21 protein-coding genes and 1 pseudogene are annotated in these 20,464 nt (G+C 72.4%); 11 read left to right on the forward strand and 11 right to left on the reverse strand.

The features are described 5' to 3' along the window. Window positions 1-130: 130 nt before the first annotated feature. Entirely contained in the window at window positions 131-874 is a 744-nt protein-coding gene (locus tag AC1DXK_RS01685; RefSeq protein ID WP_457104746.1) for a GyrI-like domain-containing protein, read from the reverse strand. A 194-nt stretch (window positions 875-1,068) separates the two neighbouring features. Here AC1DXK_RS01685 and dapF point away from each other — a divergent pair, with 194 nt between their 5' ends. Together dapF and mtaB are read left to right on the forward strand one after the other, a co-directional pair. After that, a complete protein-coding gene (dapF, locus tag AC1DXK_RS01690; RefSeq protein ID WP_457104747.1) occupies window positions 1,069-1,956 on the forward strand; it encodes a diaminopimelate epimerase in 888 nt (295 codons plus the stop codon). Continuing rightward, window positions 1,956-3,182 (forward strand): tRNA (N(6)-L-threonylcarbamoyladenosine(37)-C(2))-methylthiotransferase MtaB, encoded by a 1,227-nt coding sequence (mtaB, locus tag AC1DXK_RS01695; RefSeq protein WP_457104748.1) that lies wholly within the window; start codon window positions 1,956-1,958, stop codon window positions 3,180-3,182. Before dapF ends, mtaB begins: the two co-directional genes overlap by 1 nt. A 304-nt stretch (window positions 3,183-3,486) precedes the next feature. Here the strand turns inward: mtaB and AC1DXK_RS01700 are convergent, their stop codons facing one another. Continuing rightward, a complete protein-coding gene (locus AC1DXK_RS01700) occupies window positions 3,487-4,161 on the reverse strand; it encodes an RluA family pseudouridine synthase (protein WP_457104749.1) in 675 nt (224 codons plus the stop codon). A gap of 57 nt (window positions 4,162-4,218) precedes the next feature. Here AC1DXK_RS01700 and ftsY point away from each other — a divergent pair, with 57 nt between their 5' ends. Together ftsY and AC1DXK_RS01710 are read left to right on the forward strand one after the other, a co-directional pair. Continuing rightward, complete coding sequence (gene ftsY, locus AC1DXK_RS01705) at window positions 4,219-5,583, forward strand: signal recognition particle-docking protein FtsY (protein WP_457104750.1); 1,365 nt, start codon at window positions 4,219-4,221, stop codon at window positions 5,581-5,583. Between the two features lie 131 nt (window positions 5,584-5,714). Continuing rightward, on the forward strand, window positions 5,715-6,329 hold the full coding sequence (locus AC1DXK_RS01710) for a septation protein A (RefSeq protein WP_457104751.1): 615 nt from the start codon (window positions 5,715-5,717) through the stop codon (window positions 6,327-6,329). A 2-nt stretch (window positions 6,330-6,331) separates the two neighbouring features. On the opposite strand, the gene AC1DXK_RS01715 is transcribed toward AC1DXK_RS01710, so the two are convergent. From AC1DXK_RS01715 to AC1DXK_RS01725, 3 genes are read right to left on the reverse strand one after another with little or no spacing between them, the layout of a single operon-like run. Next, window positions 6,332-6,946, reverse strand: a complete 615-nt coding sequence (locus AC1DXK_RS01715; RefSeq protein WP_457104752.1) for a DsbE family thiol:disulfide interchange protein — start codon at window positions 6,944-6,946, stop codon at window positions 6,332-6,334. Then, window positions 6,943-7,086, reverse strand: coding sequence for a heme exporter protein CcmD (ccmD, locus tag AC1DXK_RS01720; protein ID WP_457104753.1), 144 nt, complete (start codon window positions 7,084-7,086; stop codon window positions 6,943-6,945). Before ccmD ends, AC1DXK_RS01715 begins: the two co-directional genes overlap by 4 nt. 10 nt (window positions 7,087-7,096) lie before the next feature. Next, window positions 7,097-7,894 carry a heme ABC transporter permease gene (locus AC1DXK_RS01725; RefSeq protein ID WP_457104754.1) on the reverse strand — a complete coding sequence of 266 codons (798 nt, stop codon included), beginning with the start codon at window positions 7,892-7,894 and terminating at the stop codon, window positions 7,097-7,099. A 256-nt stretch (window positions 7,895-8,150) separates the two neighbouring features. Between AC1DXK_RS01725 and AC1DXK_RS01730 the strand changes: the two genes are divergently transcribed. Together AC1DXK_RS01730 and AC1DXK_RS01735 are read left to right on the forward strand one after the other, a co-directional pair. Beyond that, window positions 8,151-8,825: a trna delta -isopentenylpyrophosphate transferase gene (locus AC1DXK_RS01730; RefSeq protein WP_457104755.1), complete on the forward strand. Its 675-nt coding sequence runs from the start codon at window positions 8,151-8,153 to the stop codon at window positions 8,823-8,825. A gap of 31 nt (window positions 8,826-8,856) precedes the next feature. Then, a complete protein-coding gene (locus AC1DXK_RS01735) occupies window positions 8,857-9,168 on the forward strand; it encodes a hypothetical protein (RefSeq protein WP_457104756.1) in 312 nt (103 codons plus the stop codon). A gap of 9 nt (window positions 9,169-9,177) precedes the next feature. Here AC1DXK_RS01735 and AC1DXK_RS01740 read toward each other — a convergent pair whose 3' ends face one another. After that, the gene (locus AC1DXK_RS01740) at window positions 9,178-9,924 is read right to left on the reverse strand and encodes a tRNA1(Val) (adenine(37)-N6)-methyltransferase (RefSeq protein ID WP_457104757.1); all 747 of its coding nucleotides are present in this window, start codon (window positions 9,922-9,924) and stop codon (window positions 9,178-9,180) included. Next, window positions 9,921-10,145 carry a putative signal transducing protein gene (locus tag AC1DXK_RS01745; RefSeq protein WP_457104849.1) on the reverse strand — a complete coding sequence of 75 codons (225 nt, stop codon included), beginning with the start codon at window positions 10,143-10,145 and terminating at the stop codon, window positions 9,921-9,923. Before AC1DXK_RS01745 ends, AC1DXK_RS01740 begins: the two co-directional genes overlap by 4 nt. Before the next feature lie 168 nt (window positions 10,146-10,313). Between AC1DXK_RS01745 and AC1DXK_RS01750 the strand changes: the two genes are divergently transcribed. After that, entirely contained in the window at window positions 10,314-11,333 is a 1,020-nt protein-coding gene (locus AC1DXK_RS01750) for a polyprenyl synthetase family protein (protein WP_457104758.1), read from the forward strand. A 185-nt stretch (window positions 11,334-11,518) separates the two neighbouring features. Here the strand turns inward: AC1DXK_RS01750 and AC1DXK_RS01755 are convergent. Further along, window positions 11,519-11,946, reverse strand: a pseudogene (locus tag AC1DXK_RS01755) (MarR family winged helix-turn-helix transcriptional regulator). A gap of 133 nt (window positions 11,947-12,079) precedes the next feature. Between AC1DXK_RS01755 and AC1DXK_RS01760 the strand changes: the two are divergent. Beyond that, complete coding sequence (locus tag AC1DXK_RS01760) at window positions 12,080-13,861, forward strand: chloride channel protein (RefSeq protein ID WP_477296615.1); 1,782 nt, start codon at window positions 12,080-12,082, stop codon at window positions 13,859-13,861. 2 nt (window positions 13,862-13,863) lie between these two features. Beyond that, window positions 13,864-14,169 (forward strand): hypothetical protein, encoded by a 306-nt coding sequence (locus AC1DXK_RS01765; protein ID WP_477296617.1) that lies wholly within the window; start codon window positions 13,864-13,866, stop codon window positions 14,167-14,169. A gap of 187 nt (window positions 14,170-14,356) precedes the next feature. On the opposite strand, the gene AC1DXK_RS01770 is transcribed toward AC1DXK_RS01765, so the two are convergent. Next, window positions 14,357-15,229: a 4-(cytidine 5'-diphospho)-2-C-methyl-D-erythritol kinase gene (locus AC1DXK_RS01770; RefSeq protein WP_477296619.1), complete on the reverse strand. Its 873-nt coding sequence runs from the start codon at window positions 15,227-15,229 to the stop codon at window positions 14,357-14,359. A 66-nt stretch (window positions 15,230-15,295) separates the two neighbouring features. Beyond that, window positions 15,296-16,546, reverse strand: a complete 1,251-nt coding sequence (locus AC1DXK_RS01775; protein ID WP_457104762.1) for a molybdopterin molybdotransferase MoeA — start codon at window positions 16,544-16,546, stop codon at window positions 15,296-15,298. Window positions 16,547-16,689: 143 nt separating this feature from the next. Here AC1DXK_RS01775 and AC1DXK_RS01780 point away from each other — a divergent pair, with 143 nt between their 5' ends. Continuing rightward, the gene (locus tag AC1DXK_RS01780; protein WP_477296621.1) at window positions 16,690-17,829 is read left to right on the forward strand and encodes an aminotransferase class V-fold PLP-dependent enzyme; all 1,140 of its coding nucleotides are present in this window, start codon (window positions 16,690-16,692) and stop codon (window positions 17,827-17,829) included. Between the two features lie 130 nt (window positions 17,830-17,959). After that, window positions 17,960-19,297: a hypothetical protein gene (locus tag AC1DXK_RS01785; RefSeq protein ID WP_457104764.1), complete on the forward strand. Its 1,338-nt coding sequence runs from the start codon at window positions 17,960-17,962 to the stop codon at window positions 19,295-19,297. 43 nt (window positions 19,298-19,340) lie between these two features. Here AC1DXK_RS01785 and AC1DXK_RS01790 read toward each other — a convergent pair whose 3' ends face one another. After that, entirely contained in the window at window positions 19,341-20,339 is a 999-nt protein-coding gene (locus AC1DXK_RS01790; RefSeq protein ID WP_457104765.1) for a lipid II:glycine glycyltransferase FemX, read from the reverse strand. Between the last annotated feature and the right edge of the window lie 125 nt (window positions 20,340-20,464).

Here is a 20,464-nt window from a genome sequence, read left to right on the forward strand (position 1 = left end):
GGCGGAGAGCACGGCCGGCGGCGACGCGCGACCTGTTCCCTCTCCCGCACGGGAGAGGGGACCCGCGCCCGATCCTGAAGCTATCGTCGGAGCAGAAGGGCGCCGCACGCCCGCGCCGGATGGCGGTCGCCTACTTCACTAGCGCATAAATATTCACATCCAGGTTGTCGTCGGTGCCGTCCTTGAGGTCTGTGGCGTATTCCTCGACGAACCGGTCCTGCACGACGATGTCCTTGGCGTCGAGATAGGCGGTCAGCGTCTCGTAGGTGCTGTCGATCGACTCGTAGGAGCCCTTGTGGGCGAAGCGCAGCGCCTTGCCGGAGGGCGTCGTGCCGAAGCGCAGGCCGTCGGTCTCGGCCGGCGCCGGGCTGGGCGCGGCCGCCACGGGGATCATCGCCTCGAACTCGAACCCGTCGTCGTCGGTGCGGGTGAAGACCGCCAAGGGCCGGCCCGCCGGCGCGACGCCGAGCTTGGCGAGGTCGGCCTCCATCCGCGCGAAGGCCTGCTTCAGGTTCGGCACGGCCTCCTCCCACTTGGTCTTGCCCGACAGGATCGCGGCGGGCTTGGCCGGCAGGGTGACCTCGTCGACGTCGCCCGGCTCGCCGGCCTTGTCGATGAGCGTCGGGCGCGCGGGCGTTCCCACGGCGGATTGTCCCGCGGGCGGGGGGGCCACCGATTGCTGCGGGGCCGGGGCCGCGCTCTTGTTCGGGTCGGCCACCGGGTTCGGCGCCGTCGTGGTCGGCAGCGGGTTCGTCTGGGCCGGCGCGGGCGCCGCGGACGGCGGCGGCGCGGGCTGCTGCTGCGCGGCGATCGGACCGCCCGACGCGAGCACGAGGGCGGTCGAGAGGGCAACGAGCGGACGAAGGCGGATCACGGGCGGCGCTCCGGTCGAGGCCCGCGGATGATCGCGCGGGCTCCCGCCGCGTAACCTAGTGGCGAACGGGACGGCCCGCGAGGGCGCCGTGGACGAGAGCCGCGGGTGCGGCGCATCTGCCACGCCGCTGCACCCCTCGCGTCGGGCGGTCGCTTTTGCGATATAGCCGGCCCCTTCCTCACCTGCGGGACCGCATGAGCGCACTCGCCCACAGACGCTTCCTGAAGATGCACGGCGCCGGCAACGCGATCGTGGTGCTGGACCTGCGCGGCTCCGTCGCGACGGTGCGGCCCGAGGAGGCGCGGGCGATCGCCCAGGATCCCGCCTCGGCCTTCGATCAGCTGATGGTCCTGCACGATCCCGTGAGCCCGGGCACGGACGCGTTCCTGCGAATCTACAACACCGACGGTTCGGAATCGGGCGCCTGCGGCAACGGCACGCGCTGCGTCGCCTACGCGATGCTCGACGACCCTGCCATGGCCCGGCCGGCCGAGGGCGGGCGGCTGACCCTGGAGACTCCCGCCGGCCTGCTGGGCGTGCGCCGCGTCTCGGAGCGGGCCTTCACGGTCGATATGGGCCGGCCGCGGCTCGCCTGGGACGAGATCCCCCTGTCGGAGCCCTTCCCCGACACGCGCCGGATCGAGCTGCAGATCGGCCCGATCGACGATCCGATCCTGCACTCGCCGGCCGTCGTGAACATGGGCAACCCGCACGCGGTGTTCTTCGTGGAGCAGGATCCGGGGTCCTTCGATCTCGCCCGGATCGGCCCAATGCTGGAGAATCATCCGCTGTTCCCGGAGCGCGCCAACATCTCGGTGGCGCAGGTGACGGGCCGCGAGACGATCAAGCTGCGCGTCTGGGAGCGCGGCGCCGGGCTGACGCTCGCCTGCGGCACCGCCGCCTGCGCCACCGTGGTGGCTGCCTCGCGCCTCCGGATGATCGGCCGGCAGGCCAGCGTCGCGCTGCCGGGCGGCGAACTGTTCGTCGAGTGGCGCGCCGACGACCACGTCCTGATGACCGGCCCGGTCGCGCTCGTCGCCGAGGGGACCCTGGCGCCGGAGCTGTTCGACAGCGCGGCCTGATGGCGGTCGAGACCCTCACCTTCGGCTGCCGCCTCAACACCGTCGAGTCCGAGGCGCTGCGGGCTCACGCGGCGGCGGACGGGCGCGACCGCGTGGTGGTGAACACCTGCGCGGTCACGGCCGAGGCCGGGCGGCAGGCCCGCAAGGCGATCCGGCGCATCGCGCGGGAACGGCCCGGGGCCGAGATCGTCGTCACCGGCTGCGGCGCCGAGGTCGAGACGGAGGCTTACGCGGCCATGCCGGAGGTGGCCCGCCTCGTCGGCAACGCCGAGAAGCTGCGGCCCGACGGCTGGTCGTCGGCCGCGACCGGCCCGGGCGCCGTCATGGCGGCGCGGGTGGCCGAGCCGACGCGGATCGAAGCCATGGCCGGGCACACCCGCGCCTTCGTGCCCGTGCAGAATGGCTGCGACCACCGTTGCACCTTCTGCGTGATCCCGTTCGGCCGCGGCGTCTCGCGCTCGGTGTCGGCTTCCGACGTGATCGCGCAGGTCCGGACCCTCGTGGCACATGGCGGCCGCGAGGTCGTGCTCACCGGCGTCGACCTCACCGCCTACGGCCGGGATCTCGCCGGCCCGGCCCCGTCGCTGGGTGGCCTCGTGCGGTCGATCCTCCGGGCGGTGCCCGACCTCCCGCGCCTGCGGCTCTCCTCCATCGATTCCGTGGAGGCCGACGACGCCCTGCTGGCGGCGATCGCCGAGGAGGAGCGGCTGATGCCCCACCTGCACCTGTCGCTGCAGGCCGGCGACGACCTGATCCTCAAGCGCATGAAGCGCCGGCACCTGCGCGCCGACGCGATCCGCTTCTGCGCGACGGTGCGGCGGCTGCGGCCCGACATGGTGTTCGGCGCCGACCTGATCGCGGGATTCCCGACGGAGACGGAGGCGCAGTTCGCCCGCTCCCTCGCCCTCGTGGCGGAATGCGGCCTGACGCACCTGCACGTCTTCCCCTATTCCCCGCGCCCCGGGACGCCGGCCGCGCGCATGCCGCCGGTGGCGCCGGATGCGATCCGCGCGCGGGCGGCGCGGCTGCGGGAGGCCGGGTCCGACGCCCTGCGCCGGCACCTCGACGCCCAGGTCGGCCGCCGTCTCACGGTGCTGGCGGAGCGCGGCGGCGTCGGGCGGAGCCCGGATTTCACCGCGGTGCGGTTGCCGGGCGCGGCCGAGGCGGGAACGTTCCACGACTTCGCCATCGCCGGCCACGACGGCGCGCGGCTGATCGGGGCCTAGCGCTACCCGTTCCCGTCGAGACAGAGCCTGCGTGGCCGACCGTGACGCGGGTCCCCTCTCCCGTGCGAGAGAGGGACAGGGTGAGGGATGTGCGGCATCCGCAGAAAGCTCGACGGACCCGCACGTCGACCGCGTGCTCGATCCTGACGCTTCTCGCCCCTCACCTCAGCCCTCTCCCGCACGGGAGAGGGGGCGCKTCGCGCTCTGCCGCTGCCGATATGCTCCGCCGGACGCGTGCGAACCGCGTCGCCTGTCCGCGGCATTGAGGCGGGCGCCGTAGCCCCGCGCCGGATCGCGCCGCGGCTCACGCCCCCATCGCCGCGACGGCCTCGGCGATGTGTGGCGGCGGCGGCGCCGTCACGGTGATCGCGTCGCGCTTCGGGTAGAGCGGGATCGACAAGGTCCGCGCGTGCAGGTGCAGGGCGCTGCCCCGCGGGGCCCCGCCGTAGATCGCGTCGCCCAGGATCGGCCAGCCGGAGGCGGCACAGTGCACGCGGAGCTGATGCGTCCGGCCGGTGACCGGCTTCAGCGCCAGCCAGGTCCGCCCGCCGGCGCGGCCGAGCACCCGCCAGTGCGTCAGCGACGGGTCGCCCGCGGGGTCGGCCTTCATCCACCACGAGCGCGGATCGTCCGAGCGGCGGGCGAGCGGCAGGTCGATGCTGCCGACCTCCTCCGCGGGGCCGCCCTCTACGATCGCCCAGTAGGTCTTGTCGATGGCGCTGCCGGAGAACAGCTTGCCGAGCCGCGCCAGGGCCTTGGCGTGGCGGCCGAGCGCGAGGCAGCCGGAGGTGTCGCTGTCGAGCCGGTGCGCGGCCTCGGGGCGGCGGGGCAGGCCGAACCGGAGGGCGTCGAGGTGGTCGGTGAGCGTCTCGCCGCCGCGGGGACCGGGATGGACCGGCAAACCCGCCGGCTTGTCGATGACGAGCAGCAGGGCATCGCGGTAGAGGAGGCGCGCGCCTATGTCGAAGGCGTTGGACATCCGGATCGGCTAGAGGGTCGGTGCCGGCGGGGCAAGGTGGGGCGAGGACGCGATTTCATGGCGAGCGAGGAGAAGCCCGGCTGGTTCGGACGCCTGTTCGGGCGCAAAGGCCAGCCCGGACCCGAGGATCAGCTCGCGGACAAGCCCGAGGACAAGCCGGAGGCCGAACTATCACCGGAGGCCGCCTCGCCCTCCGAGGGGGAGCCGGACTTCGCCACCGCCGCGGAGGATGTCGCGCACGTCCCGCTGCCGCCCGAGGAGACCGGCGAGCCGGTCCCGGACGCGGTCGAGGGCGCGGACCTGCTGCCCGTGGAGGGCGAGTCGGAGCGCCCGCCGGCCGGCACCGCCGGCGACGACCCCGCGCACGGGGCCGACCCGGTCGATACGGGCGATGTGGTCCGGGAGCCGGCGGTCGAGGCGATGCCCGACATCCAGCCCATCGACAGCGCCGCGGCCCTCGCCCACGACGCCGGCGCCGGGCCGGACCGCGAGCCGGAGGCCAAGGGCTGGTGGAACCGCCTCACCTCGGGGATGAAGCGGACCTCGTCGGCCCTGTCCGACCGGGTCACCGGCCTGTTCACCAAGCGCAAGCTCGACGCCACCACGCTGGAGGATCTTGAGGACGCGCTGATCCAGGCCGATTTCGGCCTGGAGACCGCGATGCGGGTCTCGGAGGCGGTCGGCAAGGGCCGCTACGAGAAGGGCATCTCGCCGGACGAGGTGCGGGCGATCCTGGCCGCGGAGGTCGAGCGGGCGCTGGAGCCCGTGGCGGTGCCGCTGGCGATCGATTCCGCGAAGAAGCCGTTCGTGATCCTCACCGTCGGGGTGAACGGCGCCGGCAAGACCACGACGCTCGGCAAGCTCGCCTCGAAGCTGCGCGCGGAGGGGCGCACCGTGATGCTGGCGGCGGGCGACACGTTCCGGGCGGCGGCGATCGACCAGCTCAAGGTCTGGGGCGCGCGCACCGGCACGCCGGTGATCAGCGGCGCGCAGGGTGCCGACGCGGCGGGCCTCGCCTTCGACGCCCTCAAGCAGGCCTCCGCCGCCGGGACCGACGTGCTGCTGATCGACACGGCGGGCCGCCTCCAGAACAAGGCCGGCCTGATGGACGAGTTGGAGAAGATCGTCCGGGTGCTGCGCAAGCAGGATCCGGAGGCGCCGCACGCCACGCTCCTCGTCCTCGACGCCACGGTCGGCCAGAACGCGCTCAGCCAGGTGGAGCTGTTCTCGCAGGCGGCCCCGGTCTCCGGCCTGGTGATGACCAAGCTCGACGGCACCGCCCGGGGCGGCATCCTGGTGGCGCTGGCGGCGAAGTTCGGCCTGCCGGTGCACTTCATCGGCGTCGGCGAGGGCGTGGAGGATCTGGAGCCCTTCGCGGCCCGGGACTTCGCCCGGGCGATCGCCGGGCTGGAGAAGGATTAGGACGCGGCCGCCCGCCGAGCTTTCGTGCGCGACGTCATGGACATCGCGCGCTCCGCGTTCCACACACCCCGGAAAATCCCGTTCGACGCGTCCAGCCCCTCGTGAGCGTCGTACCAGAGCCTATCGAGCGTATGCAGATCGAATCCGTCCCCCCGCACCGCCACCTGCCGCCGCTCGTGAAGCTGGCGCTGGAACTCGGCCCGCTGGTGCTGTTCTTCTTCGGCAACGCCTATTCCGAGAAGTTCGGCGTCGCTCCGGACCAGAAGTTGTTCGTGGCCACCGGCCTGTTTATCGCGGCGACCGTGGTGGCCCTGGCGATCCACTACGTGATGGTGCGGCGCCTGCCGATCATGCCGCTCGTGTCCGGCGTGGTGGTGGTGGTGTTCGGCGGCCTGACCCTGGCGCTGCAGGACAAGACCTTCATCATGGTCAAGCCGACCATCGTGAACGCCCTGTTCGGCACCGTGCTGCTCGGCGGCCTCGCCTTCGGGCGCTCGCTGCTGTCGGTGGTGCTCGATTCGATGTTCAGCCTCACCGACGAGGGCTGGCGCAAGCTGACCTTCCGCTGGGGCGTGTTCTTCTTCGTCCTGGCGGCCCTCAACGAGCTGGTGTGGCGGACCCAGACGGAGGATTTCTGGGTGAACTTCAAGGTGTTCGGCATCATGCCGATCACCGTGCTGTTCGCCCTGGCGCAGACGCCGCTGCTGACCCGCTACGAGCGCAAGAACCCGCAGCCGGAGGCGTAAGCCTACTGCGCCGCCGCGACCTTGCCGGCGGCGCGGATCCGTGTGAGCACGCTCGCGAAGTTCTCCGGTGTGAGGATGCCGACGAGCTTGTCGCGGATCACACCGTCCGGCCCGATGATGAAGGTCTCGGGCACGCCGTAGACGCCGAAATCGATCGCCGCCCGGCCGCCGGCATCGGCGCCCACCGCGCTGAACGGCACGCCGTGCCGCGCCAGGAAGCGCTGCCCGGCCTCCGGGTTCGGCTCCTTGTAGTCGATGCCGACGAGCCGGATGCCGGGCTCCTTCGCCAGACGCATCAGCATCGGGTGCTCCACCTGGCAGGGGGCGCACCACGAGGCGAAGACGTTGAGCACCGTGATCTGGCCCTTCAGATCCGCGCTGGACAGGCCGGGCACGGGCGCGCCGCCAGCCGTGAGCCCCGGGACGGCGGGCAGCGCGAATTGCGGCACCGGCTTGCCGATCATCACGGACGGCAGGGCGGCCGGGTCGACGCCGGAGCGCAGGCGCAGGAACAGCACGGCAGCGAGCGCCGCGAAGGCGAGCGCCGGCACGATCAGCAGCAGCGAGCGGCGGACCGGCGGCACCGGTCCGGTGGTCTCGTCGAGGGGCGCGGTCACCGCCGGTCCTCGCCGAAGCCCTTCAGGGCGCGCACCTGCGCCCGGCGGTCGCGCAGGGCGTTGCCGACCAGGGCGACCATCACGGCCGCCGTGAACACGTAGGCCGCGAGGATGAAGCCGCCGTGAGACCCGAGATCCATCGCCGCGATCCTAGACCGGTTGGCCGACCGGCATCGGCGCCGGTGTTGGGGTGATGCGCGGCTGGGCGCGGTCGAGGCGCTCGGCCTCGCGGATCGTGAGCGTCCGAACCCGGCGTCGCATGATCTCGGTGCGCATCGCGTAGAGATGCAGGGTCGTCCCGCCGAGCGTCGCGGCGCCGATCATGATCAGCAGGGGGTAGAGCATCGACGGATCGATGGTCGAGCCGCCCATGCGCAGGATCGAGGCCGGCTGGTGGAGGGTCGACCACCAGTTCACCGAGAACTTGATGATCGGCAGGTTCACGGCGCCGACGAGGGTCAGGATCGCCACCGCCCGCGCGGCGCGGTTCGGATCCTCGAGGGTCCGCCACAGGGCGATGATCCCGCAATAGATCAGCAGCAGGATCAGCATCGACGTCAGCCGCGCATCCCAGACCCAATAGGTGCCCCACATGGGCTTGCCCCAGAGGGAACCGGTGACGAGGCAGATCAGCGTGAAGGCCGCCCCGATCGGCGCCGCCGCCCGCTGGGCCACGTCGGCGAGCGGGTGCCGCCAGACCAGGGTGCCGATCGCCGACAGGCTCATCGCCCCGTAGAAGAACACCCCGAGCCACGCGGCCGGGACGTGGATGTACATGATCCGCACGGTCTCGCCCTGCTGGTAGTCGGGCGGCACCACGAAGAAGGTCTGGTACAGGCCGAGCGCCAGGACGCCGAGCGACAGGGCCGTGAGCCAAGGCACCAGCACCCCGGACCACCGCATGAAGTGGCTGGGATTGGACAGGCGGGTCCAGAGGGAAGGCGTCATCGCGGCTGCGGTCTCGGACATCGTCGCCAAGGGTCTACCCTAAGGTGCGGTGCAGCAACAATGCGAAGTCTGGCCGCGTCCGTCCGGCGCTTCGGAGGCGCGACGCCGCGGCGGCACGCGCACCACGAACCCGACGCACGACCCCTTGCGCATGGCGGGCAGATTGCGCATATAGATACGAACAAAAAGAGAACAAAAGAGCAAAATCCAACAAACCTGTGGATGATGCCGTCGAAATTTTCCGGAACGAGCCCGCATGCGAACCGCCGACAAGCAGATCGCCGACATCCTCGTCCGCTACGGCGAGCCCTTCGGGGGCAACGTCTGGCGCGTCCAGGGGACCGCGGTGATCTACCACAAGACCCTGGAGCGCATCGCCGCGCAGGCCGGGATCGTGTTCGAGCCGCCGACGGTCATCCGCGCCGAGCGGGACGAGGCCGTGATCCTGGTGACCGGCCGCCTGCCCGGCGCGAAGCCCGGGACCGACCGCGTCGAGTGGTCGATGGGCGAGGCCCTCGTCAACGTGAACTACCGCGTCTCAGGCAAGCAGGCGGCCTACGTCTACGCGATGGCCGAGAAGCGCGGGAAGGACCGCGTCATCCTCAAGCTCATCGAGCTACACGGTCTGGTCTACTCGGAAGAGGAGGCCGACGAGTTCCGCGCCCATCAGATTCCCGTCCGGGCGGTGGACGAGGATTTCGAGGAACCACCCGCCTTCGACGAGGTCACCGAGGCCGAGGGCGACCTCAAGCGCCGCATCGACGCGGCCGGGACGATCAACGCGGTCACCGACCTGATGCTGGATGGCGACACCCAGGCCGTGCTGGCGACGATGCCTCCCGGCACCCGCGACGAGGTGCGCGACTACGCCAAGGCGCGCCTCGTGGCGCTCGGCTGGCCGAAACGATCGGGTCGCCGCAGCGCCGCCTGAACCTGTTCTCACCCCACCGAAGGAGACCGCCATGCATCGCGCGACGAGCCGCCGCACCATGAAGGCCCGCCGGGATTCCCGCCACGGCTGGAGCATCGAGACCCTGTCCTACAGCCCGACCCGGATCGTCCGCCTGGGGTCCGAGAAGGTTGCGATCCTGTTCCCGCCGGTCGAGCCCGGGGCGTCCTGGCAGCTCTACCCGCATCCCGACACGTTTCCGGGCCTCAATTTCGAGGGTCTGCCCGAGCCGCTGCGCCCGGAATTCCTCGCCTTTCCGGATCTCCCGGAGGTCGAGCGGTTCCTCGGCATCCGCGTCGCGGAGTCTGTCGCGCTGGCGGCGTGAGCCGTCCGGTCAGCGCGGCGGCCAGGGCGCGCCGCGATGGAGCGCTTCGGCTTCCGGGGTAAAACGGCCGTCGGGACCGTGCAGTACCAGCGGCGGGAGCAGGGCCGCCGCCGCGCGGCTGCCCCGGGTCGCGGTGATCAGCACACGGATCGCGGCCGTATCGCCGCGGGCATGGACCGGGCGGATCGCCAGGCCGCCGTAGCGCCCCTTCAGGGCATCCAGGCAGGCCGGGAGCGCGTCGGCCCTGTGGATCAGCCCGAGACGGCCCCCGGGCCGCAGGATCGCCGTGCAGGCGCGGATCCAGGCCTCCAGGCTACCCTCCGCAAAGGTATGGGCGGAGGCCCGGCCGGGATGGGGCGACGCGCGGTGGCTGCCGGCCGCGAAGAACGGTGGATTGGTGAGAACCACGTCGAACCCGTCCGGCTGGAGGCCGGCGGCGCGGCGCTCCGCTGCCGGGGCGAGGACGTCGGCCACCAGAACCTGCGCGTCGATCCCGTTGCACGCTGCGTTCGCCCGCGCCTGCTCGGCAAGGGCGGGGTCTCGCTCCACCAGCGTCGGCTTGAGGCCTGGTACCAGCACGGCGCAGGCGAGGCCGACCGCGCCGGTCCCGGCGCCGACATCGCAGACCCGATCCCCGGCCCCCGGAACGAGCAGCCGAGCGAGCAGCACGGCATCGGTCCCGGCCCGGTGCGCGCCCTTGGGAGGCTGATGCAGGCGCAGGAGGCCGCCGAGGAAGGCGTCCGGCTCCGATGTCACGGCTGGCGCAACTCGTGGGCGATCCCGGCATCGGCCAGCAGCCGCCGGGCCTGCGCTTCGTGGTCGTGCGCGACGAGCAGACGCTGTCCGAAGACGCCGATCGAGCCCTCCATCAGGCTCATGTGGCTGTCCGCCACGAGGACCGGGATCTCGGCCGCCTCAAGGACCGAGCGGGCGAACCCGATCAGCACGACATCGTTGGCGCGGATCAGCTCGATCATCGCGGGTTGGCCCCCGTGAAGATCCGGATCGGCGGTTTCGTCGCGCGCGATCCGCGCGGTCGGCACCCCATATCCAGCCCGGGACGATGTTGCGGCGCCGCGGGGCGCGTGCGAAGGGATCGCCCGCCCCCCGTGGGGCGACCGGTCTGGAGGTCACGGATCTTGGGTATGGCCCTCTCCATCGAGAATCCGAAGCCCGAGGCGGAGGCGGGGCTCAACGACCTCGTCGCGCTCGTGGCCGACGGCATGGCGCGGGTCAACACCACGATCCTGTCGCGGACGGGATCCGACGTGGCGATGATCCCCGAGGTCGCCAACCACCTGATCGCCTCCGGCGGCAAGCGCCTGCGCCCGATCCTGACGCTGGCCTGCGCCCAGCTCTGCGGCTATGCGGGCGAGACCGACGGCGACGTGAAGCTCGCCGCCAGCGTCGAGTTCATGCACACCGCGACGCTCCTCCACGACGACGTGGTCGACGAGAGCGACATGCGCCGCGGCCGCGTCGCGGCCCGGATCAAGTGGGGCAACGAGGCCTCCGTGCTGGTCGGCGACTTCCTGCTCGGCCAGGCCTTCCGCATGATGGTGGAGGTCGGCTCCCTGCGGGCGCTCGACATCCTCTCGGCCGCCGCCACGGTGATCGCCGAGGGCGAGGTGATGCAGCTCACCAACGCCAAGAACCTGGAGACCGACGAGGCCGCCTATCTGGCGGTGATCCGCGGCAAGACAGCCGAGCTCTTCGCGGCCGCCTGCGAGGTCGGGCCGGTGCTCGCCGGACGGCCCGAGGCCGAGCAGGCGGCGGCCCGGTCCTACGGGATGAATCTTGGCATCGCCTTCCAGCTGATCGACGACGTGCTCGATTACGGCGGCACCTCCGCGGAACTCGGCAAGAACGTCGGCGACGATTTCCGCGAGGGCAAAATCACCCTGCCGATCGTCCTGGCCCATCGCCGGGCCAGCGAGGGCGAGCGCGGCTTCTGGCGGCGTACCCTGCAGCAGGGTGAGATCGGCGACGGCGATCTGGAGACGGCCCTCGACCTCCTGCAGCGCCATGGCGCCCTGGAGGAGACCGTGGCCCGCGCCCACCATTACGGTGCCGAGGCCCGGGCCGCCCTCGACGTCTTCCCCGACGGACCGGTCAAGGCCGCGCTGATCGGCGCCGTCGAGTTCTGCGTGGCCCGGGCGCGCTGAAACGCGACCTCACGGTTAACCCGGCGGCGACAACTCGTACCCAGGGCCACGGCCCGCCGTCGGCCGCGCTGCCGGCGACGCGTTCGGCGTAGAACCGCCAGAGCTTGATGCGGCGGTCCGCGACATCCTTGTCGTCCCCCATGCCGAGTCCCCTGCGGGATCGCTTCGACCGACTCGGTGATGCGTCAACGCGTCACGGGGGCGAGGGCATCGGCCAATGCGGGCGCGAGCCCGCGCAGTTCCTCCAGGTGCGCGGCCGTCAAGGTCCGCAGGAGCGCCTCGGCGTGGGAGGTGAGCGCGAGCGCGCTTCGCCGCCTGTCCTCGACGGCGCGCGTCTTGGACAGCAGGCCGGCCTCCACCATCCGGGCGACCAACTCGGCGGCGCTGTGGGGCGCGATCAGCAGCTGCTCGCCAGCAGGCCGACCGTGGCGGGTGCCCGTCCGGCATGGCCCGCCAGGGTCAGCAGGGCCTGATGCTGCTGCGGCGGCAGACCCGCCCGGGCCGCCGCGGCCTCGCTGAAGGCGAGGAAACGGCGGAGCCGGAACCGGAAATCCGCGAGCGCTGCATATTGCTCGCGTGACATCGCCCAGTGCCCGGGCGCATCCGCCGCCATGACAGCCTTCGTGAAGAATTCCCGTCCGGACGATGCCCCGGGTTCGGTGCCATGTCGTGTCCCATCGCCCAAAGCCGTGTTTTAATATATCGGATAACGACATAAATGACGGGTTTGGGGACAGGAGACCTTGATGAGCGGCGGGACCGATCGGGAACGCGGTGGCGATCAGCCACTGCGTCGGGCGCTGGGGGATTGCAGCGCGGACCGGAGGGTCCTGACGCTGGCCGGGATGGCGGTCGTGACCGGGACCGCTGCCAGCGGCACCGCCTGGATCCTGCTCACCCTCATCGGCCTGGTGACTAATCTCGCGTGGTACGACCGCCTCGACACGGCCCTGACCTCCCTGGCCGGCGCGACGCCCGAGCTCTGGATGGTGGCGATCCCCGTGATCGGGGCGCTGATCGTCGCTGCCATGGCGCGCTACGGCTCGGAGAAGATCCGCGGGCACGGGATCCCCGAGGCGATGGAGGCGATCCTGATCGGCGGCAGCCGCATGTCGCCCAAGGTGGCCGTGCTCAAGCCCCTGTCCTCGGCGGTGGCGATCAGCACCGGCGGCCCGTTTGGCGCCGAAGGGCCGATCATCGTGACCGGCGGCGCCGTCGGCTCGCTGTTCGCGCAGTTCTTCCACCTCATCGCCGCCGGCATGACAGCGATCTTCGGGACGCCCGTCGCGGCCGTGCTGCTCGCCGTCGAGGTCCTGCTGTTCGAGTGGCGGCCCCGCAGCCTGGTTCCGGTGGCGGTCGGCGCGGTGACGGCGGCTTGCTGGCGGCCTGACCTGTTCGGTGCCGGACCGCTCTTCCCCTTCGTCGACAACCCGACCCTGCCGTGGTGGGGCCTGCCCGCCTGCGCGGCGCTCGGCATCGCCTGCGGGCTGATCTCCGGCGCGCTCACACGGGCTGTCTACGCCCTGGAGGACGGATTCGGCCGGCTGCCCCTGCACTGGATGTGGTGGCCGGCCCTCGGCGCCGTCGTGGTCGGCCTCGGCGGCCTCGTCGAACCCCGGGCGCTCGGCGTCGGCTACGACGTGATCCACGATCTGCTCTCCGGCCACCTCCTGGTTGGCGCCGTCGCGACGATCCTGGTGGTCAAGGCGGTGATCTGGCTCGCCGCCCTGTCGTCGGGGACCTCCGGGGGCGTGCTGGCACCGCTCCTGATCCTCGGCGGTGCGGTGGGCTGGCTGATTGGTCTCGTCCTGCCGGGCGCTCACGGCTTCTGGGCGCTGATGGGCATGGCGGCGATGCTGGGCGGCACGCTGCCGGCGCCCCTCACCGGCGTCGTCTTCGCCGTCGAGGTGACCGGTGACGTCGCGGCCCTGGCGCCGCTCCTGGCGGCCACCATGGCGGCCTACGCGGTGACGGTGCTGCTCCTCAAGCGCTCGATCCTCACGGAAAAGATCGCGCGGCGCGGGCAGCACGTGACGCGGGAATACGGCATCGATCCCTACGATCTCGCCCGGGTCGAGGCGGTGATGACCCGGACGGTCGAGACCCTGGACGCGGATCTGCCCCTGGCGGAAGCGCTCGCCGCCATCGAGACCGGCAGCCACCATGCCTATCCGGTCGTGGACGGCGCGGGCCGTCCCGTGGGCCTCGTCTCGCGCAGCGACGCCCTGGGCTGGACCCTGGAGGAGCGCGACGGCGACGCGCAGGACGGGACGCTCGGGGAGCGCGTCTCCGATGCCGATCTCGCAACCGTCCATCCGGGTGACGTGGTCTCGCACGCCATCGACGTGATGCTGGCTGCCGGTCAGGGGCACCTGCCGGTCACGGATCCGCACAGCGGCGAACTCGTCGGCCTGTCGACCCGCAAGGACCTGCTGCAGGTGCGCGCCACCGTCGTGCCGGCCGAGGCCGAGCGCCGCGCGTTCTACCGGAAGGGGCTCGGTGCGCGCCGCGCACGAACGGGAGCATGACCATGACGCCGCGCATGCCCGGGCGACCCATCAGCCTCGACCGGCTCGATCCGGGCGGTTGCTACCTGATAGCCGGTCAAGACGGGCCGGATCTCGCTCTGCTGGTCACGCGGGACGGGCGGCGGGAAGCGCTGCTCCTGAACCGACGCGACGGCGAAGGCCATCTGCGGATCGTTGCCGAACGCGCGGCCGACGCCGAAGTCCTGGTCCTCCAGCGCGCCTTCGTGGTGCCGAGCGGCGCCCTGGCCGACAGCACCTTCGTGCGCGACGCCCTCCCGCCGGCCGCGCTGCATCTCGCCGAGGGGTGAGCCTACCTGCGCGGCCGCGACGCATCCGGCCACCTGGCGACCTTCGAGGTCGGCAGCGGCCGCGCCCGCGCGATCGATCTCGCCGACCTGCCGCAGGCCCGGTGCTGGCGCGTCATGGTGCCGGAGGGACGGGGGGTGGTCACGGTCTACGAGGCCAAGCCCGCCTGAGGGGCGCCCTCCGGACGGCTCAGCGCAGGAAGGTCGGCGCCACCCACCACGCGGGATGGGCGGCGCGCAGGGCCGCGGCGGCCTGAACCGCTCCGCGCCGATCAGCGAAGAGTGCGAAGACCGTCGCGCCGGAACCCGACATCCGGGCCAGCCGGCAACCTCGGGCGCGCAGGGCCGCCAACACCTCGCCGATCACCGGCGCCACGGTCAGGGCCGGCGGCTCCAGATCGTTGCGGGCCTCGGCCAGCGCCGACAGCAGGGCGTCGGCGCCCATGTCCCGCGCGATCGCCGGGTGCGGCGCCCCGGCGAGGTCCTGGCCGACGGCGAGGCCCAGCGCCTTGAAGACGGGGGCCGTGGCGACCGGGACGCCGGGATTGATCAGCACCGCCGGCAGCGGCGCGAGTCCGAGGGCCGGCCCGATCGTCTCGCCGGCGCCGCGCATCATCCGGGCGCGCGGGTCGAGGCAGACCGGGACGTCGGCTCCGGTTTCCTGCGCCACCGCGACGACGGCATCGTGGTCGACGGGCAGATCGTTGAGGCGCGCCAGCAGTCGCAGGGCGGCGGCTGCGTCCGAGGAGCCGCCGCCGATCCCGGCCGCGACCGGCAGGCGTTTCACCAGATGGAAGGTGCCCGTCCGCAGACCCGGCAGACGGGCGGCGAGCCCCCGGGCCGCGCGCAGCACGAGATTGTCGTCCGTGGGGCCGGCCGGGCCGGCGGTGGGGCCACTGACGGTCAGGCCGAGGGGCGCGTCGGCTTTTAGGGTCAGGCGGTCGGCGGTCCCCGCGAAGGCGACGAGGCTCTCGAGCGCGTGGTAGCCGTCGCCCGCGCGGCGGCCGAGGATGTGGAGCGTCAGGTTGACCTTGGCGGGGGCGCGATCGGCGAGCAGGGGCACGGGGTCTCGGACAGGTCGTGGCAGCGTGTCCCGAGGCTCTACAGGCTCGCGTGCAGGAACAACAGCTCAGCCGAGCGCCGCGCCCGGATCCCCGTGCGGCCGGTACGGCAGCGCGTCGCCAACTCGGACCATACGCAGGTCTTCGGCGAGTTCCACCAGCCCGTCGCTGGCCGCGAGGCCCGACAGGGCGCCGCCGGGCGCCGGGACCGCCTCCGGGAGGCCGTCCGGTCCCGGGCGCAGGCAGACGCGCAGGTATTCGCGTCGGCCGGGCCGCTTCTGCTGGTCGAAGCCGCTGCGGACCGTGACGGCGGGCGCCGTGTCCCGCGCACCCGAGAGGTGCAGGATGAGGGGGCGGACCACGGCGACGGCGGTCACGTAGGCGGCGGCCGGATTACCCGGCAGCCCGACGAAGGGCGTGCCGGCCACGGTCCCGAGCGCCACCGGACGGCCGGGTTTGATCGCCAGGCGCCAGAAGGTCAGCGCCCCGGCGGCCTCTACGGCGGCGCGGACGTGATCTTCCTCGCCGACCGAAACGCCCCCCGAGGTGAGGATCAGGTCATGGTCCGCGGCGGCCTCCGCGATGCGCGCCCGCAGAGGTGCGGGTTCGTCGCGCAGGATGCCGAGATCGACCGGCTCCGCGCCGAACCGCCTCAGGAGCGCGGCGAGCATCGGCCGGTTGGCGTCGTGGATCCCGGCGGGCGGCAGGGGTTCGCCGGGTGGCGTCAGCTCGTCGCCGGTGGAGAACAGCGCCACCGTCAGGGGCCTCCGCAGGCGCAGCGCGGGCACGCCCGACGCGGCGGCGAGCGCCAAATGCCGCGGTCCGAGGCGGGTTCCGGCGCGGATCACCACGCTGCCGCGGGCGACGTCCTCGCCGGCCCGCCGCCGGTGCGAGCCCGGCATGAGACCCTCGGGAAGGACCACGGTGCCGCCCTCGACCCGCACGTCCTCCTGCATCGCGACCGTGTCGGTTCCCGGCGGCATGGACGCCCCGGTGAAGATCCGCACCGCGACACTGGGCGCAGGATCGGAGGCCGGGTGGCCGGCCGGGACACGGCCCGCGAGGGGCAGGCGCGTCTCGCCCGCTCGGGCGAGGTCGGCGGCCCGCACGGCGTAGCCATCCACCGCAGCGTTGTCGAAGGGGGGCAGGTCGAGGGGCGCGATCAGGTCCTCCGCGAGGACCCGGCCCTCCGCGCCCGCGAGCGGAACGGTCTCGATCCCGGACAGGACCGGGAGGCGCTCCCGGATCAGCGCGACCGCATCGGCGACCCGCATGGGCGCGGGCGCGGCGTCGAAGCAGTCGGCGTTCAGGCGACCCATGGCGTTGCTGGGTGGGACGGGTGCGGGCGGGTCGGCACGGGCGGCCTCGCGGGCTGGGACGCGTCGGCTTGCGGCATCGGCGCCGCGCGATCAAGCCCACGCCGTGGCCGCGGTGCGCGCGATCCTCTAGGCTCCCGCCCGCCATGGCGCTTACCGAATCCACCGCAGCCCTCCCGTGCCAGCGTCATCTCTTCGAGGTGCCCGACGATGTCTGCTACCTCGATGCCGCCGCGTGGGCGCCGCTGCCGCGGGCCGTGCGCGCTGCGGGCGAGGCCGGCATCCTGACCAAGAGCCGCCCCTGGGACCATCCCCGGGAGGCGATCCCGGTCTGGGCCGAGCGGGCGCGCGGCGCGGCCGCCCGGCTGATCGAGGCTGACGCGGACGATGTCGCGATCGTCGGCGCGGTCAGCCACGCCATGGCGGTGGCCGCCCTCAACCTCGCCCCGAGGCCGGGGGGCCGCCTGCTGCGCGTCGCCGACGAGTTCCCGTCCCTCCGCTTCGCGTTCGACCGGCTCGCCGAGCGCACCGGCCTCATTGTGGAGGAGGTCCCGCGTCCGCCGGACGGAGACTGGACCGCCGCCGTCGCGGCCGCGATCACGCGGCCGGGTGCGGCGCCGCTCGCCCTCGCCACCCTCACGCCGCTGCACTGGACCGATGGCGGCCTGATCGACCTCGATCGTCTGGCGCCGGCGGTCCACGCCGCGGGCGCGGCCCTGGTGATCGACGCCACCCAGGCTGTCGGCGCCGTTCCGGTCAGCGTCGCCCGATGGCGCCCCGACTTTCTGGCCTTCCCGACCTACAAATGGGCGCTCGGACCCTACGGTCTCGCCTTCCTGTACGCCRCCCCGCACCGTCAGCTCGGTGTGCCGGTCGAGGACAATATCGGAAACCGGCCTCCCGCCGCGGGCGCGCGCCGCTACGACCGGGGCGAAGTCAACGACCCGGTGGCGCTGCGCATGGCGGCGACCGGGCTGGAGCAGATCGAGGAATGGGGCGTTGCGGCGGTCAAGGCCCGGCTGCGCGGGCTGACCGACCGTTTGGCGGAGGGGGGCGCCGCCCTCGGACTGACGCCGGCGCCGCCTTGCCTGCGCGCACCGCACATCCTCGGGTTGCGGCCCCCCGCGGGACTTCCGGCCGGCCTCGCCGATCGTCTGCGCCGGGACAAGATCTTCGTCAGCGAACGCTCGGGTGCTCTGCGCATCAGTCCCCATGTCTGGGCGCACGAGGACGACCTCGCGCGCTGCATTGCCGCACTGCGCACCGCACTCCCGGGACTCGCCTGAGACGGAGCGGAGACGCACCTCCAAAATATGGCTCGGACCGGAGGAATGCGGATGCTGCGCCGATTGTCGGGACTACATGGGGGAGCCGACGCGCCGGTCGCGCGTTCGCCCGGAGATCATCCGCCCCAGCATGCCAAGCACGATGCCGCGTCCCGGTGAGACGCCCCGGGTCCCGGGCGCCGTCCGCTTCCGGCTGCCCGATCTGATGCGCGCCGCCCTTTCAGGTCGCTTCGCCGTGATCCTGTCGGGCGAGCTGATCCAGAGCCTGTTCCACTTCCTCCTCAACATCCTGCTGGTGCGCGAACTCGACGCGCACGATTACGGATTGTTCGCCATCGTCTTCGCGGTCGGAGCGGTCGGCATCACCTACATCCGCGCGCTCGTGACGGTCCCAGCGACGATCCACGTCGCCCGGAGCCTGGGGCGACCGGCGGCCCGCGGCTACGACGTGATGTTCGGCTCGGGCGCGGTTCTGGTCTCGGGTGTCATGGCGGCCGGCGTCGGCGTGGCCCTGGCCCCGGTGATCGGCTTCGGCGCGCTTGTGGCCGGGGCCTTCGTCGGCCTCTACGCCTTCCGCAGCTATCTGCGGATCATGCTCCTCGCCCGCGGCCGCCCCCGGATCGCCGGCCTCAGCGACATGGTCTACGCGGTCTGCGGCGGCCTGCTCGTCGCGCGGTGGTTGAACGGGCAGGGGACGGCCCTCCTGGATCGGGCCTTCGCGGCCATCGCCCTCGCGCATGCGGTGGCGATCGCGGTGGCCTATGCGGCGCTTCGAGAGCGGGTTCGATTTTCCCTCCATGCGCGGTCGCGGGCGCGCTACCGGGCGATCTGGCGCACCCTGGCCTGGTCGCTCGCCGGCGTCACCAGTCTGACCGTGCAGGGCCAGGGCCTGACCCTGTTGCTGGCGCTCCTGGCCGGACCCGCCGCCTACGCGCCGATCGCCGCCACCATCGTGCTCTACGCCCCGCTGCGGATACCGGCGAGCGCGCTGCTGAACATGGTCCTGCCGGAGATCAGCCGCCTGCTCGCGGCCGGTCAGCGCGAAGCCGCCCGCCGTCTCGTCATCCGCAACGGAACCCTGCTCGGCTGCGGCTGTCTCGTCTACGGGGTTCTGATGGCGGCCGCCTTGCCGCTGATCGAGGACATCCTGTTCAAGGGGCGGTTCGCCGACCAGCCGATGGGCTGGATCGGGCTCGGCGTGTGGGCGGTGGTGACCGTCTCGCTCCTCTACGCGATCCCGCGGGCCTATCTCGAGGCCTCGGCGGCGTTCCGGACCATCACCGCGGGCGCTGTGGCGAGTGCGGTGCTGGGCATGGCCGTGATGGTGCCCGCGCTCCTGTTGCTGCCCCCCGCCACTGCGCTCATCGGCCTCCTCGCCTCGGAGGTGGCCACGCTGGTCTGGTCGGTCTCGGCCTTCCAGGGGCTCGCGCGGCGTTCACGGCCGGCGCCCGTGATCGGTGCCCTGTGACGGAACCCGGTCGCGCGCTCGTCCCGCGCACCGGACGCCGCCCTCAGCGGAGCGCGAGCAGCAGCGGTGCCAGCTTCCGGACCGCGGGCGACCGGCTGTAGATCCAGAGGGGATTGTGCTGGACGACGTGGCTGCACAGCCCGCGTTTGAAGTCGAAGACGGGGCGGTTCGACGCCGGGTCGATGCCGCCGAAATCGAAGGTCCGGCAGCCCTCCGCCTTGGCCCGCTCGACGAAGCGCCAGACCGCGAGGGTCGCGGCGCCGGTGGCGCGGGCGCGCTCGTTGGAGGCTGTGTAGAAATCGGTGCAGCGGGTGTCCGACAGGTGCGCGATCCGCACGAGGATGCGCTGTCCCTTCTCGCGAATGTCGAGGAACAGGAGATGCTCGTCCTCGGCCGCGATGTCCCGATAGGCTTGCGGCTGCAGCGTGGTGGCGAAGCCTTTGCGCTCGCGCAGGGCCGCGAACATCGCGGTGAAATCGTCGAAGGCCGCCAGCCGTTCGGCCCGGTCCGTCAGGAAATGCGTGGTCACGTCGGTGTTGCGCTCGGCCTTGCGCAGGGCCTTGCGCCAGCGCTGCTCCATCGCCGCCTGGATGGCGTCGAGGTCCTGGGTCAGGTCGAGTTCGAGGGTGTGGTCAGGCGCCCCGATCATCGGCGTGAAGCCGTGCATCAGCAGCGCCAGCGTCGCGTCCCGGCTCTCGAACTGCTCATAGTCGACGGCCAAGACGTCGAAGCGGCCGAGGGCCAGATGGTCGATGAATGCGGCGAACACCGCCTCCGCACGCCGTGTTCCGGCATCGGTCAGCAGCGGTCCGCCTTGGACGTGGACGAACCGGGCCGGTCCCTTGCGGCGGGTCTGCCACTGGACGAAGGCGAGGTCCTCACCGTCCCCCGTGACGACCGCGCGCCGCACCTCCAGGCCGCGCCGGGCCTTGTAGGTACCCCAGGGACTGCTGCAGTAGATGTTAGCACCCGGGCAAGCCCAGATCCGTCGGTCCCAGTCCAGGACATCCGCAGTCTCCTGGACTGCGAGTTTGGCCGCCATGTCGTTCCTCGTCCTGACCGGGCAGGGTAATCCGCGCTGCCTGCCTCATCGGCCAAGGGCGGCCGCATTGCATCCTGGCTAACCGGATCGTCCACAAGGTGGCCTGCCGAGGCCGGCCCGCTGAT

This window comes from Methylobacterium sp. P3_A11 (assembly GCF_056403155.1).

Excerpts from the sequence above, each read along its gene's own strand:
- dapF (WP_457104747.1), top strand. The coding sequence starts at position 1,069 with ATGAGCGCACTCGCCCACAGACGCTTCCTGAAGATGCACGGCGCCGGC.
- mtaB (WP_457104748.1), top strand. The coding sequence starts at position 1,956 with ATGGCGGTCGAGACCCTCACCTTCGGCTGCCGCCTCAACACCGTCGAG.
- AC1DXK_RS01700 (WP_457104749.1), bottom strand. The coding sequence starts at position 4,161 with ATGTCCAACGCCTTCGACATAGGCGCGCGCCTCCTCTACCGCGATGCC.
- ftsY (WP_457104750.1), top strand. The coding sequence starts at position 4,219 with ATGGCGAGCGAGGAGAAGCCCGGCTGGTTCGGACGCCTGTTCGGGCGC.
- AC1DXK_RS01710 (WP_457104751.1), top strand. The coding sequence starts at position 5,715 with ATGCAGATCGAATCCGTCCCCCCGCACCGCCACCTGCCGCCGCTCGTG.
- ccmD (WP_457104753.1), bottom strand. The coding sequence starts at position 7,086 with ATGGATCTCGGGTCTCACGGCGGCTTCATCCTCGCGGCCTACGTGTTC.
- AC1DXK_RS01725 (WP_457104754.1), bottom strand. The coding sequence starts at position 7,894 with ATGACGCCTTCCCTCTGGACCCGCCTGTCCAATCCCAGCCACTTCATG.
- AC1DXK_RS01730 (WP_457104755.1), top strand. The coding sequence starts at position 8,151 with ATGCGAACCGCCGACAAGCAGATCGCCGACATCCTCGTCCGCTACGGC.
- AC1DXK_RS01735 (WP_457104756.1), top strand. The coding sequence starts at position 8,857 with ATGCATCGCGCGACGAGCCGCCGCACCATGAAGGCCCGCCGGGATTCC.
- AC1DXK_RS01745 (WP_457104849.1), bottom strand. The coding sequence starts at position 10,145 with ATGATCGAGCTGATCCGCGCCAACGATGTCGTGCTGATCGGGTTCGCC.
- AC1DXK_RS01750 (WP_457104758.1), top strand. The coding sequence starts at position 10,314 with ATGGCCCTCTCCATCGAGAATCCGAAGCCCGAGGCGGAGGCGGGGCTC.
- AC1DXK_RS01760 (WP_477296615.1), top strand. The coding sequence starts at position 12,080 with ATGAGCGGCGGGACCGATCGGGAACGCGGTGGCGATCAGCCACTGCGT.
- AC1DXK_RS01765 (WP_477296617.1), top strand. The coding sequence starts at position 13,864 with ATGACGCCGCGCATGCCCGGGCGACCCATCAGCCTCGACCGGCTCGAT.
- AC1DXK_RS01775 (WP_457104762.1), bottom strand. The coding sequence starts at position 16,546 with ATGGGTCGCCTGAACGCCGACTGCTTCGACGCCGCGCCCGCGCCCATG.
- AC1DXK_RS01785 (WP_457104764.1), top strand. The coding sequence starts at position 17,960 with ATGCCAAGCACGATGCCGCGTCCCGGTGAGACGCCCCGGGTCCCGGGC.
- AC1DXK_RS01790 (WP_457104765.1), bottom strand. The coding sequence starts at position 20,339 with ATGGCGGCCAAACTCGCAGTCCAGGAGACTGCGGATGTCCTGGACTGG.